This is a genomic window from Hydrogenophaga sp. 70-12, assembly GCF_001897365.1.
GTDB lineage: Bacteria > Pseudomonadota > Gammaproteobacteria > Burkholderiales > Burkholderiaceae_C > Hydrogenophaga > Hydrogenophaga borbori.
In genome coordinates this window covers 1-14366 of record NZ_MKSS01000145.1, presented here as the reverse complement: position 1 = coordinate 14366, position 14366 = coordinate 1, and the positions used below count along the sequence as shown (strand labels likewise).

Sequence of the window (14366 nt, the reverse complement as noted above, 5' to 3'; positions counted from 1 at the left end):
TACTTCTGACTGGCTCAGGAATTCGAGGGGACCACAGCTCGGCCCGATCCTGAAGTCCCATGTTTGTGGCCAAAACGGCTAGCACAGCAGAGACGACGCTTAGGAGGCCGGTTGCGACCTTTACCCAAAGCTCTGGCTGCTCTTGCAGCGTGACGAACACAGTTGTTCCGACGATCGCTGACAGGCCCGCTGCGCAGTTGGACAGCACTCTATGACGCGAAGCCAACCGCTCGGCCATCTTGTAATGGCCGACCGCCACCGCGGAACAGCGTCGATACCATTCGTCCGGCACGTTGGCTGGCGTTCCGAGAGCTCGTTGTGATTCATTCATTGCTATTTCTCCCTGATGTACCTAAACGAAGCGCTAGTCGACCCCAGCGCCCGGACTCGAATGTTAGACACGAAAGACAGTTTCATATCCGAGCTCAGCCAAGTAGTCGGTACGAGCAATGATCTCCTTTTCTCCCCAAGACTGAGCAGAGGAGAGGTGCGTATCGAGGGGAATTCCAGCCTTCTTGAAGGCTGGCAGTTTGTGAGAGAAGCTTTTATTGCCCAGCTGCACGTTTAGGTTATGCGGCAGAAGAACAAGATTACCCAGGCGTCCGCTAGCGGCACCTTGGGCTGCACCAGCGGGTTTCTCTGCCGCTATGTGTTCAATGGTCATCTGCCCATAGTCAACTGGTGTCCCCCGCCAATGAGCATCAAACCTACGAAGAAGATACTGCACCAGAGACTTCTGCTTCGTACTTGTGGACAAATATTCAACCGCACGGAAGTTGGCTACGAACTCCTCCTTGGCTGGAACCCTAGCGCGCATTTTTTCTCGGAAATCCTTGAGAATGACACTGCAACTAGCCTTGTTTTCGGCGTTCGAAATTGCCTCGGCTGTAGCGGCATACATCTTGGCTGTACCGCCACCCGTGCGTTGTGCCGTGATCGCAGTGAACTGGACATGAAAGTTCTCCATATCTCGGAGAATGTCGCGCAACTGCGAAAGTGACATCTTCTGTGCATCGTAGGCCCGGAGCAGACTAAGGACATCCTAGCGGAGACCTTCGCTCAAGGGTGCAATGCGGCTGGCCGCTATGTGGGCCACACCGGATCTAGCCGCAGGCTCCACCAGCGGCAGCTCACGCTGCAGAGACGCCTTTCGAGTTGTCAGGCGCGAGCACACCAGCGAGAGGGATGACGCGGTTTCTACGCGTTCAGGCTCTTGTGCATGTCGCTATGTGCGACTTGGTGGAATGACGTGTGCACCTCGTTGGGTACCTGTCAGAAAGCCCAACGATACCCAGCAACGCTGCTGACGATTCAAGTCTTTAGCCTTCGTCAGGCACGTACTCGAACAAGTCAGCTACGCCGACGCTGAAGTACTTGCAGAGCGCGTTGACGGCATCGAGATCGATCCTGGTTGCAGTCTCCTGATACAGAAGCGTAATGGTGTTCCGGTGAAGGCCGGTGTCCCGCGCGACGTCGCTGATCTTGAGCTTTCGCTCCCCCATAAGGCGGGACAGGTGGCACTTGATCACATCACTCTCCGTGTCTTTTTTTCACTCAGGATGCAAAAAAGCACTTGACAGTGGCATTTAGGCGTCCATAATGTCGTCCAAGATGACAAAAAACGATCCATCGAGCGTTTTTGACATCTGAATTGTCGCATTGGATGAAAGGAGTGACCAGTGTCTACAGCGACCTACCTCACCACGGACGAGCTTTCCGCTCGGATCAAGTACGACAGCCGAACGATCCGCGATCGGCTCAAAGACAGCGTTCTTATCGAAGGGCGTCACTACATTCGCCCCTTCGGTGGTCGTAAGACGCTTTACATCTGGGAGCACATCGAGGCCGATATGGCGATGGCGTCATCGGGCGGCTCTGCCACGATTCCGCTGGCCAATGGAGGCATGCTCCATGGGTAGTATCCGCCGCCTCGACAGCAAGGGCACGCTGTTCCTTGACTTCCGATATGCCGGACAACGTCTGCGCGAGTACACCGCTCTCGCGGACACGCCAATGAACCGCAAGCGCCTACAAAAGGCCCTTGAGCGCATCGAAGGCGAAATCGCCCTCGGCACGTTCGACTACGAGAAGACCTTCGGAAAGCCACTTCCGGCCAAGTCTGGCCAGACGGACTCCGAAGCTTCAAGCAACGACGCTGAAGCTTCTCAGCCCACCACGCGCAGCGGCACACCCCTGTTCAAGGACTTCGCCGACATGTGGTTCGCCGAGTGTGAAGTTTCCTGGCGCCGCAGCTACCGCGTCACGCAGCGGGGATCGCTGGACCAGTACCTGATCCCGTACTTCGGGGACAAAGAGGTCGGCCACATCACCAAGGCAGACGTTCTGGCTTTTCGGGCATCACTCGCCAAAGTACCCGCCCGAAAAAGCCTCTCCACGCTGTCCAACCGTCGCATCAACTCCGTGATGAAGCCGCTGCGCCAGATCCTCAACGAGGCGGCCGACCGGCTGGAGTTTACGTCGGCGTTTCGCAACATCAAGCCGCTGAAGATGAAGCGAAGCGACGTCATGCCCTTCACGCTCGAGGAGGTCCAGCAGATCCTCACGACCGTGCGGGCCGACTTCCGTAACTACTTCACCGTGCGCTTCTTCACCGGCATGCGCACGGGGGAAGTCCACGGCCTCAAGTGGAAGTACATCGACTTCGAGCGCCGCCTGATCCTGGTTCGCGAGGCCATCGTGATGAAGGAGGAGGATGAGCTCAAGACCGACGGCAGCGTTCGCGACATCCAGATGACCGACCTGGTGTTCGATGCCCTGCAGGCGCAGTTCAAGGTCACCGGAAAACTCTCCGAGTTCGTCTTCTGCAACCGCAAGGGCGAGCCGATCGACAACCAGAACTTTCTGAATCGGGTCTGGTCGCCGCTGTTGCGCCACCTCAATATCCCTCACCGCAGGGCGTACCAGATGCGGCACACGGCAGCCACGCTGTGGCTTGCTGCCGGCGAAGCACCGGAGTGGATCGCGCGCCAGCTCGGCCACACCAGCACCGAGATGCTGTTTCGGGTGTACAGCCGCTACGTGCCCAACCTGACCCGCCGCGACGGCTCGGCGATGGAGCGGCTCTTGAAGCAGCACATCTCGGTCGCCCCGGTACAGGGTCTGGTGGTGCGCCTGCCGGAAGAGGCGGTCATGTTGCCCGCGGCACAGCAGGCCGGGGCGCACGCTGCATCGGCCGAGACCGCGGCCAACGATGCACTCGATCCGTCGGCTCTCGTGCCGCAGCCTGGCGCGCCGCTTCAGGACGGGCATGCCAGCTCGGCGCCGGCGGCCAACGAGGCGCAAGCCTTCGAAGTGCTGCCTGCGCCGCACCGCCGCAAAGGTGCATCAGGTGCAGAGCGTGTAGGAGGCCGGAATCGAACCGATACCGATCCGGGTGAGGCAGAGCTTGCCGCCTTGCTCAGGCCACCCCCGCTGCCGCCGTTCCTGAGGCACGGCTCATAGCGCCGCGCTGAGCGCCCAGGCGCTTTTCTCGACCAACAAACCCTTACCAGCTGACTGGTTGACCGGCCGGACCGATGTGTCCGCTGCACCGGTGAGGCGAAGCCTTGCCTGAAACAGCCCCAAGACGACAAGAGCACGTCGAAACCACCGCCCAGAACAGCCCGATCTCCGAACCCAAGACCTGACTTTCTCATTCATCACCAAGGACCAAGACCATGAACTCGAATCTCAAGACCACCACCCAGATCAACAACCCGGTCGTTGACCAGGTGGCTCACGGCATCACCGGCCACATCAAGCCGCACGCCGATCCGGTGGCCCACGCGCTGGCCATGCCGACCATCCTGCAGGAGCTCTCCAGGAACATGGGCGAGTTCGAGAAGGAGGTGCGCAGCCAGCTCTCGGCGCGCCTGAACAAGCAGGCGGCCAACGACAAGACCGATCCAGAGAACTCGTCTCTTTCCGACGCGAACACTGGCACGGACATCGGTGGCTTCGCGCCCTATGCCGTCTCCCCCGGCGAAGAAATGCCCAACGTGCTGGGTGAACTCGCCGAGCCCGGCTCGGTGTTTCGAATGAACACGCTGCTGAGCGCCGCTTTCCCGTTCGGCCCCGTGGGCCCGTACATGAACCAGAACGGCCAGATCTGCCAGCGCCGCGAGGGCAGTGCGTCGATCGCCCTGCTGGGCAGCGGTGACCAGACGCTGGTGCTGCCCACGCCCACGGAGCAGACCGAAATCGCCCAGTCGGCTTCTCCCCGCGTGCGCTGGATCCGCGCCGCTAAGACACGAGTGCCCGGCGTGCCTAGTGATGCTCTGCTGGTCACGGGCATCGATCAGCCGCGATCGGGCCGCGGCTCCGGCCCCTGGCTGCTCGATCACCTGGGCTTGTCGGAAGGCGTCACCGCCGACCTGAGCCACGCCATCCTGAGCCTGAAGCCCGCTCACCAGGCGTTCTTCATGGCCGCGATCGCACGGGCCGACATCGAGCAGGCGCTGGTGGCGCTGCTGCCTGAGGTGCGTGCGCGCAGCGTGGTGCACCCGCTGGCCCTGGGTGTGGTCGCAGCCGAGCAGGTCAACTCTCATGAGCTGACCCGCGACGAAACCTCGCTCGTTCGTCTGGCCTGCCTGATTGCTGAGTTGGGGGCGCTGCATGCAGCGCCGGATCTGATGTCGGGTGGCGACTATTCCTCAAGCGAGGCCATGGCGCGTGAACGCGAAGGCGAGCGCGCCGCGCACCCGCTGACCCAGCTCACGCTGCGGAGCCTGCTCACGCGCTTCATCAACATGGAGCCGATGAGTGCTGAAGGGGATGACCAGGGTGGCATGAAGGGAACTGTTGAAGACGGGGTCAACGATGGGGTCTGGCTGCAGCGGCTGCTCTCCGACGCAGTGCACCAGCAGTACCGCATCGGCAGCAAGCACGGCCCGCTGGGCAAGAATCCGGTGAACCCACGGTTTGCGCTCATGGCGCAGACCTTCGGCGATGCCATGCGACTGGCGCGCCGCGAAGCGTATGCCCGGCTGCGCGATGCGGATGGCGAAGCCCAGCAGCCACTGCCGCTGGATCCCGTGCCCACGCTGGTGACGGCGGCGCTGTCGCGGGTCCCAGCTGAACCGGTTGAACCTGGTGGCCAGGCCTATGCCGAAGACTCCGCCGACCTAGCCGGTGCCGATATCGACGAGGACCAGCTCGCTCTCGACCTGGACGAAGGCCCACTCACCGAGATGCCCGAGATCGACGACAGCGATGTCGATGATTCCGCGCGGCTGTCGTCGCTGGCCATGTTCTCAGGCTTGGGCTCGAAGCCGACACCCGTTCGCATTCCGGACCACGAGCGCCGTGCCTACGAAAACCGTTCCATCCCCTGGCCCCGCCCGAGCCTGTCCTGGGCGGCCGGCATGCTCGATGGCGATGGGTGCGTGACCATTGTTCGGCAGACGTACCCGAACCGCGCCAGCACCTACCGCCTGGTGGTGCAGGTGACGCAGAACTGCCTGCAGACCTTGAAGCACTTCCGGGTGTGCGTGGGCGTGCCCGCCCCGATCCATGAGGTCAAACGCCGCATCGGCCACAACCGGCAGGTCTACGCCTTGATGTACTCAGGGCCCAAAGCCGTGCTGGTGCTGCAGCGCCTGGCTGCTCACCTGGTGCGCAAGCGGCCAGAGGCCGAGGTGGCCCTGTCCTTCATCGAGAAAGGGCAGGTGGGCCGGCGCTTCGGAGCGCGGGGTGTTCCGCCTGCGATCGAGCAGATCCGCATCAGCCACTTCAACAAGCTGCGCGCGTTGAAGTGAGGCCGGGGAGAGCAGACATGACCGACCCCAAGAGGACCGATCCCGAGACCCCCGACCCGATCGGACCAGGCGTGTCCATGGTTGACGCGGTGAGCCCGTACTTGCGCCCCAAGCCGGGTTGGGAGCTGGCCCCGCAGGCCAGGCGCCGACCGCCCAGCTTCACCGCACCTCCTGCGCAAGGCCGCTCGCGGCTGCTGCAGGACGGCAACTTCGTGGGCCTACCCCACTTCGCCGACAGCTACGAGCACGAGCTCCTGCTGCCCCCTGGCGTGGCCGAGCAGTTCAAGAAGCTCAAGCAGCGCCTTGAGAAGGAGGCCGCTGAATCGGCCGAGACCGACGAACACGGCAAGCACGTGCGTCGGGAGGATGATCCGGTGCAGCGAGAGCGAGCGCGAGAACAAGAGCGTGAGCGAGAGCGACAGGAGCTTGTTGCCAGGGAAGCCGAGCGACAGTCGCAGCAAACCCGGGAGAAGATGGAGGCCGAACTGCGTCGCATGGGCTTCAACCCGGATCAGGGCAAGCTTCGGGCCCAGATCGAGAAACTGCCCCTGACTCAGCGCCTGCGGGTGTACAGGGAGGAGGACGTTCAGCGCATGGCGGCTTCGGCGCAGAGCGTGGATTCGGACGCGAAGAAAAGGAACGAGCCGCTGGGCTACCTGCTCAAGGTGCGGGGGCCCTGGCGGCGGATCGGAAGTCCGGCGTCGGTGGAGGCGATCCTGGCGCTGCAGGAGGATCACCCGCACTTCGGTGAAGTCATCCAGTTCATTGCGAACCACGTGGCGCTGCAGAAGATGTGCTTCGCGGCGGGCGTGGCCGAGACCGGCCAAGCGCCAGTGAAGAGAAAGAAGGCCAGGGCAGGGAAGGGCGCGGGCAAAGGTTCAAGCTCGAGCCTTGAGGCGGCAGACCAGGTGAAGGCGCCGGTGCCACCGGTGCGCTTACCTCCCGTGCTGCTCTACGGCCCACCGGGTGTCGGCAAGACCCACTTCTGCGAATCCCTGGCCAAGGTGCTCGGGGTGCCGGTGCGCCGCCACCCAATGGATCAGGCCGAAACCTCCGGGGCGCTGCTTGGCTCGGACGCTGTCTGGGGCAACTCGCGCTATGGGCTGGTCTTCGATCTGCTTGGCCTGGGTGAGTACGCCAACCCACTCGTGATCCTGGATGAGTTGGACAAGGCACAGACGATGGGCAAGACCTCAGGCGGGTTCTCATCGCCAACCGGGGTGCTGCACTCGCTGCTGGAGCCAGTCTCAGCCGCACAGGTGCGGGACATCAGTCTGGACCTGGAACTCGATGCGAGCCAGCTCACTTGGATCGCCACGGCTAACTACCCCTGGTGGGTCCCGGCCACGCTGCGTTCGCGCTTCAAGGAGTTCCTGATCACGCCGCCGGATGCGGAGCAGGCGATTCAGTTATCTCGGAGCGTGGTTAAGCACGCGCTGAAGGCGGCGGGGTTCGGGGCAGCGGAGCCTGACCGACGAATCGTGGTGGCGTTGGCGCACTTAAGTGCGCGGGAGATCTTTCAGGCAACTTTGAGTGCGGCAGCCGCTGCTACCCGCTGCGGAGCACATCGGGTGGCGGTATCGCACCTGTCTAGTGAGATCGTTCCGGTCGATGCGGGCGGCGATCGTGAAGCACCCTGGCTCCACTAATCTCCTGGATACACATTCGGTTGACTCGACTGGGAGTGGGCCCGTATCGAGACCCGACAGACTGTATTCATATCGGCCGCGGCGTTGACCTGCGTCAAATGGCTAGCGAAACCCGTACCTAGAATCTGTGTCATTCCTTCGTGAGCACCATGGTACCGATCCGCCGACCCAGAACCTTGCGCCGCATTGCCGCGGCGATGCTGGTGTTCTGGCTGTTTGCCATCAGCGTGTCTTGGGCAAACGCCTGCGTCCTGCAGGACAGGAAGACGCATGCTCACGCCGACGCAAGCGGCGGTGCCCTGGCGGCAGCCATCGTGATGGCGGGGCACGGGGGTGCCGTGCCCTTGCATGGCAATGACGCTGGGGCAGACGATCTGCTTTGTCTCGATCTCTGCGACGCCACGTCGCAGACCCGCGTGCAACCCGACGCCACGCCTGCTGCAGTCGACCTTGGCCACGCGCCGCTGCTCCTGCTTTCGGTAGCGTGGACTTCGAGCGTCGCACGTTTGGCGGGTGATTCCGTCGCCGCCCCGTTGCCGGTCCCCGACGCGATCCCGCCGCGCACTCGACTCTCACGTCTGGCGCTATAGCGCCTCGTCCTCGCGTCCGTCCCGGAGCATGGGGCGGCTTGAGCACGCACTTGTGCATCCCGTCGTCCCTCGCATGCCAGCAGGCGCCATCTGCCTGTTGTCCGCATGGCACCGTATTCAGGCGCGACCACGACACTGAGATCCGACCAGAACTTTCCGAATCACTTTCGTTCGACAGGAGCTTTCCATGACACCCGTTCACAAGATCACGATCATTGCTGGCGCGACGCTGTCCCTGCTGGCCGCCTCGGCTTTTGCAGCTGGCAATGACGATCATGACGCCCATCACCCTGCGGCATCGGCTGCGCAGCGCGTGGCCCAGGCACAGCAGGCTCCGCAAGGCATGGGCATGTCCGGTACGACTACAGGGCCGTCTGGCTACGCCGAGCAGATGAAGGCCATGCAGGCGATGCACGACAAGATGCTTGCGGCCAAGACGCCGGAGGAGCGAAATGCGCTGATGGCAGAGCAGATGAAGCTGATGCAGGACGGCATGGCCATGATGGGTGGCATGGGCATGGGCATGGGCATGGGCATGGGCATGGGCATGGGCATGGGCATGGGCATGGGCATGGGCATGGGCGGCGGCGCAATGGCGGGCGGCAATCGTCCTGGAGCCGACCCCGCTCAACCTGGCGACATGGCGTCGCGCCAGCAGATGATGGAGCAGCGAATGGACATGATGCAGTCCATGATGCAGATGATGATGGACCGTATGGCGCCGGCACCTGCCAACAAGTGAGGGGCGACAGATGAGCTACGGTTTCCACTGCGACCTACCCGACAGCGACTTTGATGCGGCCGTCCAGCGCGTTGTCGAGGCGCTCAAGGTCGAGGGCTTCGGGGTGCTGACTGAGATCGATGTGCAGGCCACGATGAAGGCCAAGCTCGGTGTCGACGGCCGTGCCTACCGCATCCTCGGCGCCTGCAACCCGCCCTTGGCGCACCGCGTGCTGAGCGCAGAGCCCGACATAGGTCTGCTCCTGCCGTGCAACGTGGTCGTGCGAGAGGAGGCCGACGGCCGCCTCGTCGCCGGCTTCATGGATCCGGTGGCCGTGCTGCAGCTCACCGACGACCCCGAGGTCGCCAAGGTGGCTATCGAAGTTCGCGCACGGTTGCAGCGCGTCCGCAGCGCCCTCATGGCGCCAAACCAAAGTTGAAGGAGATGCATATGTATTTCGACGGCGGATGGTTCATGGGCGGCATGCACTTCCTGTGGTGGATCTTCTGGGTCGGCATCGTTGCGGCATTTGTCTGGGCACTGTGGGGTCGGGCGGGAGAGCGAACGAACGATGCGCGTCGCATGACTGGGCGGCGTGAGACGCCGCTCGAACTGCTGCAGCGGCGATTGGCCAGCGGCGAATGCACGCCCGAGGAGTACGAGAAACGCAGGGCGCTTCTGCAACGCGATCGCGCGGCAGGCCCTTGACATTGACACGTTGTCAGGGTCTACGCTGAGTACGAGCACTCGAGCTCCGCGACGCATCACGAAAGGACGACACGATGAATACGCATGACCACTCGCACGGTTCCCTGCAAGGCCCGGATTCGCGGCCTGCCCCAGATATGAAGCGGTCCTCCTCGAGCCTGGGCAGGCCGCTGAAGACGGCCCTGCTGATGGTGGCGCTGGTGGGCGGCTTCTACCTGCTGCGCGAGCACTGGAATCATGTCGCTGGCAACTGGATCTACTTGCTGCTGCTGGCCTGTCCGCTGATGCACCTGTTCCTCGGTCATGGGGGCCATGGCGGGCACGGCGGGTATGGTGGCCAGAGCGCCGGTCCACGCAACGACAGCGACAAGGGTTGAGACCATGGATATGCCCCAACAACGCCCCCGTGACCACGACGAGCGATCGACCGGACAGGTCGCAATCGATGCCGTGACGACCTATACGTGCCCGATGCACACGGAGGTCCAGCAGGATTCCCCCGGCAAGTGCCCGAAGTGCGGCATGTTTCTGGTGCCAATGGATCAGGTCTCGGCCGACGCCCATGCTGTTCATGGCCATGCTGGCCATGCGCACCACGATCACGCAGGTCACGGTCAAGCCGCGCATGGCGCGTCGACACCTGCCAAGGCAACAGCGGCCAGCGCCTATGACAAGGTGCCAGCCGACTGGCGCGGTAGCGTCTACACCTGCCCGATGCACCCCGAGGTGCGCCAGACCAGGCCCGGCGCCTGCCCGCTATGCGGCATGGGCCTGCAGCTAGAGGGCGCCTCGGCCGCGGCCGACGACGGCCCGAACCCTGAGCTCGTGGACTTCACGCGTCGCCTATGGGTTGCCACTGTGCTGACGGTGCCTTTGCTCGTGCTGACGATGTCGCCATTCCTTGGTATCACCGCCGTGCGCGAATTTTTCGGCGAGCACAATGCAATGTGGATCGAGCTCGCGCTGTCCACACCGGTGATCCTGTGGTCCGGCTGGCCCTTCTTCGAGCGTGGCTGGACCTCGTTCCGCACCTGGAGTCTGAACATGTTCAGCCTCATCGGCATGGGCGTGGCGGCGGCGTTCATCTACTCGGTGGTAGCGCTGGCCGCGCCAGGAATCTTCCCGGCCGGATTTCGCGACCCAGCGACCGGTACGGTCGGCGTCTACTTCGAGGCCGCTGCGGTCATCGTCACTCTGGTGCTGCTTGGCCAGGTGATGGAGCTTCGAGCTCGCGAAGGCACCGGCAAAGCGATTCGCGCGCTGCTCGACCTCGCGGCAAAGACCGCGCGCGTGATCCGCCCCGACGGCACAGAAGCTGAGATCCCGCTCGAGCAGGTGCAGGTTGGCGACCGCCTGCGCGTGCGCCCGGGTGACAAGGTGCCGGTGGACGGCACCGTCGTTGACGGCCGCTCTTCAATCGACGAGAGCATGATCACCGGCGAGCCGGTGCCGGTCGAGAAGGTGGCCGGCGACAGGCTCACCGGCGCCACGATCAACGGTACCGGCAGCTTGGTGATGGAAGCCACGCGTGTCGGTGCCGACACCCTGCTGGCGCAGATCGTGGACATGGTGGCCAGCGCGCAGAAGAGCCGTGCGCCGATCCAGAAGTGGGCCGACATGGTGGCCGGCCGCTTCGTGCCGGCGGTGATCGGCATTGCGGTGGCCTCGTTCATCGCCTGGGCGATCTGGGGTCCGGCGCCGGCACTGGCCTACGCGCTGGTGTCGGCGGTGGCGGTGCTTATCATCGCCTGCCCCTGTGCGCTGGGGCTGGCCACGCCGATGTCGATCATGACCGCCACCGGCCGCGGCGCGCAGATGGGTGTGCTCATCAAGAACGCCGAGGCGCTGGAGCGCTTCGAGAAGGTCGATACGCTGATCGTCGACAAGACCGGCACTCTCACCGAGGGCAAGCCGAAGCTGGTGGCCGTGATGCCCGAGCCGGGGCACGACGAAGCCGAGGTGTTGCGTCTGGCTGCGACCCTGGAGAAGGGCTCGGAGCACCCACTGGCCGAGGCCATCGTGAAGGGTGCGGAGGAGCGTGGCGTCAAGTTGGTCGAGGCGCAGGACTTCGAGGCGGTCACCGGCAAGGGCGTCAAAGGCCGCGTCGACGGTAAATCGGTGGCATTGGGCAACCTCAAGTTGGTCAAGGATCTGGGTCTCGACGGCACGGAGCTGTCCGCCAAGGCCGACGCCGCACGCGACGAAGGCCAGACGGTCATGTTTGTTGTGCTGGACGGAGCCGTTGCCGGTCTGGTGTCGGTGGCCGACCCGGTCAAGGCCAGTACGCCGGAGGCGATCAAGGCACTTCACGCGCTGGGCCTGCGCCTCATTATGGCCACCGGCGACAACGAGCGCACGGCCAAGGCGGTCGCCGCGCGTCTGGGCATCGACGAAATCCGCGCCGACGTCCTTCCCCAGGACAAGGCCCGCATCGTCCAGGAGTTGCAGGCCCAGGGGCGCAAGGTGGCGATGGCCGGCGACGGCGTCAACGACGCGCCGGCGCTGGCGCAGGCCGATGTGGGCATCGCGATGGGCACCGGCGCCGATGTGGCTATCGAGAGCGCCGGCTTCACCCTCGTCAAGGGCGACCTGACCGGCATCGTGCGCGCACGGCGGCTGGCTACCGCGACGATGAGGAACATCCGCCAGAACCTGTTCTTCGCGCTGGTCTACAACGCCGCCGGCGTACCGGTAGCCGCGGGTATTCTCTACCCCTTCATCGGCCTGCTCATCGGGCCGATCTTCGCCGCCTTCGCCATGAGCGCCTCGTCGCTGTCGGTGGTGCTGAACGCACTGAGGCTTCGCTCGGCGCGCGTCTGAGACATATGGCTGGGCATCCACGCGCTCACTCCCTTGGTCGGCCTCGGAGCAGCTTGGCCCAGCTGGGTTGAGCGCTTCTACGCTCTGCCGAGCGCGCCTGCGCGAGGATGAGTGCTTGGTTCCAGACAAGGGTACGGAGGGCTGGGGAGACGGACCGGAAGATAAGCCCCGCCTGTGGGGCGCACTGATGCGCGCAACGCCCAGTGCAGCCAATGGCAGCGCTGGGTGAGGACACCATAAGAACTTGCCAGAGTTGGGACAGTACTGGCAGCTCGCGAATACGCACTCGCTGAGTGCGAATGCCGCAAACCGCGCAAGTGATCGCCAGACGCCGGAAGGTTTGAGCCAGGGTGCCTGCCACGCCGGTCACGGACGTGTGGGACGCTTGGTAGTGCGGCAAAGGTCACGACGAAGGCGGCTAGCGCCGGCCAGTCGCGGGCTGATACACGTGCGGCATCGACCTAGCACACCTGACCGGTGCGCGCCGGGCGGCAAAGTCGTTGCAGGAGTTGACGCTGCCGTCGACCATGCCGTTATCGCGGACGTCGGTCATCGCATCGAAAAACGATAGCTTCCAAGCTTAAGGCTCAGGGCATGGTTCACGAGCCCATGATGGCCGGGGACTGCCAAGGCAAGTCCATTAAGAGCAGGGGCGCGATCCAGCGACGCATCAGAGCTCCATGGGCATCCGGGGCGTCAACAAGAGGTCAAGGCTTGATGGCCTTGATCGACTCGACCAGCATTTGCCCCTTCTCGTTGACGGCGGTGAATTGCACCTTGTCGCCCACAGCGATGCCTTCGAGCATGGCCTTGTCGCGCGCGGTGAAGACCATGGTCATCGGCGGCATGTCCATGTTCTTGATGGCGCCGTGCTTGAGGGTGACCTTGCCGTTCTCTTTGTCGACTCGCCGCACCTCGGCGTCGACCATGGGCAGATCCTGGGTCATGCCCATCTTGCCGTGGTCCATGGTCTGAGCCATCGCAGGTTGGGTGAGTGCTGCCAGGGAAAGGCTGGCCACCGCGAGAATGGAAGTGAGTTTCATGTTCTTTGTCCCAGTTATTGAGATGAGCGGGGTGACTTACTTGGCCACGACCTTGATCTTGCCGACCATGCCGGCTTCGTAGTGGCCGGGCAGCAGGCAGGCGAAGTCGAATTCGCCAGCGCGGTTGAATTGCCAGACGATCTCGCCCCGCTTGCCGGGCGCCACATGCGACATGTAGGGCTCCTCGTGCTCCATGCCGGGGAATTTCTTCATCAGCGCCGCGTGCTCATCGAGTTCCTTCTTGGTGCCCAGCACAAACTCGTGCATCACCTTGCCCGAGTTGGTGTGGACGAAACGCACCGTTTCACCTTCCCGCACTTCCAGCTTGTCCGGCGTGAAACGCATGGCGTCGGTCATACCGATCTCAATGGTGCGACTCACCGCCTTGGCGTTGCCGGCAATGCCCCAGGGCTTTTGCTCCATCTTGACCGGTCCGGCCTTCTTGTGCTCCTCGTTGCCATGGGCGCTCGCGAGGGTGGTGATCGAGGCCAGTGACAGGAGCAGGGCCGCAGTGCGAAGTTTCATGAATGACTCCAAAATGGTGAGATGTCGTACGAACGGAACTGAATGCGAGGCATCAGTGGTGCTTCGCGCTGTGCGAGGGCTTCACAGCCGTTGCTTCGGCCTTGCCGCTGCTACTGACGGCGGCTGAACGTGGCGCGGTCGGGGTGGCACCTGACCATTCATAGGCAACGGTGCCTTGCGGAAACTTGTAGGGACCGGGATCTTTGTAGTCTCCCGGCTTCTGGTCTTTGCGGACCTTGAACACGCTGAACATGCCACCCATTTCGATGGGACCGAACTGGCCGGTGCCGGTCATCATGGGTGCGGTGTTGTCGGGGATGGGCATCTGCATCTCGCCCATGTCGGCCATACCTCGCTCGCCCATCACCATGTAGTCCGGCGCCACGCGCTGGATCTTGTTTACCAGACCACGGTGGTCCACTCCAATCATCGTGGGTACATCGTGACCCATGGCGTTCATGGTGTGGTGGCTCTTGTGGCAATGGACGGCCCAGTCGCCTTCTTCGTCGGCAATCAGCTCGATCTGGCGCATCTGACCGACTGCTACATCTGTG

The 14366-nt window shown here is 63.4% G+C and carries 16 protein-coding genes; 10 read left to right on the top strand and 6 right to left on the bottom strand.

All coding sequences use genetic code 11. The features are described 5' to 3' along the window. The 3 genes from BGO22_RS08840 to BGO22_RS08830 all read right to left on the bottom strand — a co-directional run. Positions 1-331: SLATT domain-containing protein (locus BGO22_RS08840; RefSeq protein ID WP_286850264.1), on the bottom strand; the 331-nt coding region annotated here is incomplete at its 3' end. Between the two features lie 63 nt (positions 332-394). Beyond that, complete coding sequence (locus BGO22_RS08835) at positions 395-1003, bottom strand: HNH endonuclease family protein (protein WP_286850261.1); 609 nt, start codon at positions 1001-1003, stop codon at positions 395-397. A gap of 316 nt (positions 1004-1319) precedes the next feature. After that, positions 1320-1529, bottom strand: coding sequence for a helix-turn-helix domain-containing protein (locus BGO22_RS08830; RefSeq protein WP_286850257.1), 210 nt, complete (start codon positions 1527-1529; stop codon positions 1320-1322). 150 nt (positions 1530-1679) lie between these two features. On the opposite strand from BGO22_RS08830, the gene BGO22_RS08825 reads away from it, so the two are divergent. The 10 genes from BGO22_RS08825 (at position 1680) to BGO22_RS08780 (ending at position 12244) form a co-directional block, all read left to right on the top strand. Beyond that, a complete protein-coding gene (locus tag BGO22_RS08825; protein ID WP_035624045.1) occupies positions 1680-1919 on the top strand; it encodes a hypothetical protein in 240 nt (79 codons plus the stop codon). Further along, a complete protein-coding gene (locus tag BGO22_RS08820; RefSeq protein WP_286850249.1) occupies positions 1912-3462 on the top strand; it encodes a site-specific integrase in 1551 nt (516 codons plus the stop codon). Before BGO22_RS08825 ends, BGO22_RS08820 begins: the two co-directional genes overlap by 8 nt. Positions 3463-3677: 215 nt before the next feature. Next, positions 3678-5756 carry a hypothetical protein gene (locus BGO22_RS08815; protein WP_286850246.1) on the top strand — a complete coding sequence of 693 codons (2079 nt, stop codon included), beginning with the start codon at positions 3678-3680 and terminating at the stop codon, positions 5754-5756. A gap of 17 nt (positions 5757-5773) precedes the next feature. Beyond that, positions 5774-7405 carry an AAA family ATPase gene (locus BGO22_RS08810; protein ID WP_166228584.1) on the top strand — a complete coding sequence of 544 codons (1632 nt, stop codon included), beginning with the start codon at positions 5774-5776 and terminating at the stop codon, positions 7403-7405. A gap of 176 nt (positions 7406-7581) precedes the next feature. Beyond that, entirely contained in the window at positions 7582-7995 is a 414-nt protein-coding gene (locus tag BGO22_RS08805; RefSeq protein WP_286850241.1) for a hypothetical protein, read from the top strand. 187 nt (positions 7996-8182) lie between these two features. Then, complete coding sequence (locus tag BGO22_RS08800) at positions 8183-8737, top strand: hypothetical protein (protein ID WP_286850239.1); 555 nt, start codon at positions 8183-8185, stop codon at positions 8735-8737. Between the two features lie 10 nt (positions 8738-8747). Next, complete coding sequence (locus BGO22_RS08795; RefSeq protein ID WP_070400920.1) at positions 8748-9155, top strand: DUF302 domain-containing protein; 408 nt, start codon at positions 8748-8750, stop codon at positions 9153-9155. An 11-nt stretch (positions 9156-9166) separates the two neighbouring features. After that, positions 9167-9424 carry an SHOCT domain-containing protein gene (locus BGO22_RS08790; RefSeq protein WP_070400921.1) on the top strand — a complete coding sequence of 86 codons (258 nt, stop codon included), beginning with the start codon at positions 9167-9169 and terminating at the stop codon, positions 9422-9424. Positions 9425-9561: 137 nt separating this feature from the next. After that, complete coding sequence (locus tag BGO22_RS08785) at positions 9562-9801, top strand: DUF2933 domain-containing protein (RefSeq protein WP_070400922.1); 240 nt, start codon at positions 9562-9564, stop codon at positions 9799-9801. A 94-nt stretch (positions 9802-9895) separates the two neighbouring features. Then, the gene (locus BGO22_RS08780; RefSeq protein WP_205710784.1) at positions 9896-12244 is read left to right on the top strand and encodes a copper-transporting P-type ATPase; all 2349 of its coding nucleotides are present in this window, start codon (positions 9896-9898) and stop codon (positions 12242-12244) included. Positions 12245-12951: 707 nt separating this feature from the next. On the opposite strand, the gene BGO22_RS08775 is transcribed toward BGO22_RS08780, so the two are convergent. From BGO22_RS08775 to BGO22_RS08765, 3 genes are all read right to left on the bottom strand, one after another. Further along, positions 12952-13287, bottom strand: a complete 336-nt coding sequence (locus BGO22_RS08775; protein WP_070400924.1) for a copper-binding protein — start codon at positions 13285-13287, stop codon at positions 12952-12954. 36 nt (positions 13288-13323) lie between these two features. Further along, positions 13324-13812 (bottom strand): cupredoxin domain-containing protein, encoded by a 489-nt coding sequence (locus BGO22_RS08770; protein ID WP_070400925.1) that lies wholly within the window; start codon positions 13810-13812, stop codon positions 13324-13326. Positions 13813-13864: 52 nt separating this feature from the next. Next, positions 13865-14366 (bottom strand): multicopper oxidase domain-containing protein (locus BGO22_RS08765; RefSeq protein ID WP_286850230.1); only part of this gene is annotated, 502 nt, incomplete at its 5' end.

Bases quoted from the DNA above. Each gene is read 5' to 3' on its own strand.
- BGO22_RS08810 (WP_166228584.1), top strand. From the start codon at position 5,774: ATGACCGACCCCAAGAGGACCGATCCCGAGACCCCCGACCCGATCGGA.
- BGO22_RS08795 (WP_070400920.1), top strand. From the start codon at position 8,748: ATGAGCTACGGTTTCCACTGCGACCTACCCGACAGCGACTTTGATGCG.
- BGO22_RS08835 (WP_286850261.1), bottom strand. From the start codon at position 1,003: ATGTCACTTTCGCAGTTGCGCGACATTCTCCGAGATATGGAGAACTTT.
- BGO22_RS08815 (WP_286850246.1), top strand. From the start codon at position 3,678: ATGAACTCGAATCTCAAGACCACCACCCAGATCAACAACCCGGTCGTT.
- BGO22_RS08770 (WP_070400925.1), bottom strand. From the start codon at position 13,812: ATGAAACTTCGCACTGCGGCCCTGCTCCTGTCACTGGCCTCGATCACC.
- BGO22_RS08785 (WP_070400922.1), top strand. From the start codon at position 9,562: ATGAAGCGGTCCTCCTCGAGCCTGGGCAGGCCGCTGAAGACGGCCCTG.
- BGO22_RS08780 (WP_205710784.1), top strand. From the start codon at position 9,896: ATGCACACGGAGGTCCAGCAGGATTCCCCCGGCAAGTGCCCGAAGTGC.
- BGO22_RS08790 (WP_070400921.1), top strand. From the start codon at position 9,167: ATGTATTTCGACGGCGGATGGTTCATGGGCGGCATGCACTTCCTGTGG.
- BGO22_RS08800 (WP_286850239.1), top strand. From the start codon at position 8,183: ATGACACCCGTTCACAAGATCACGATCATTGCTGGCGCGACGCTGTCC.
- BGO22_RS08820 (WP_286850249.1), top strand. From the start codon at position 1,912: ATGGGTAGTATCCGCCGCCTCGACAGCAAGGGCACGCTGTTCCTTGAC.
- BGO22_RS08775 (WP_070400924.1), bottom strand. From the start codon at position 13,287: ATGAAACTCACTTCCATTCTCGCGGTGGCCAGCCTTTCCCTGGCAGCA.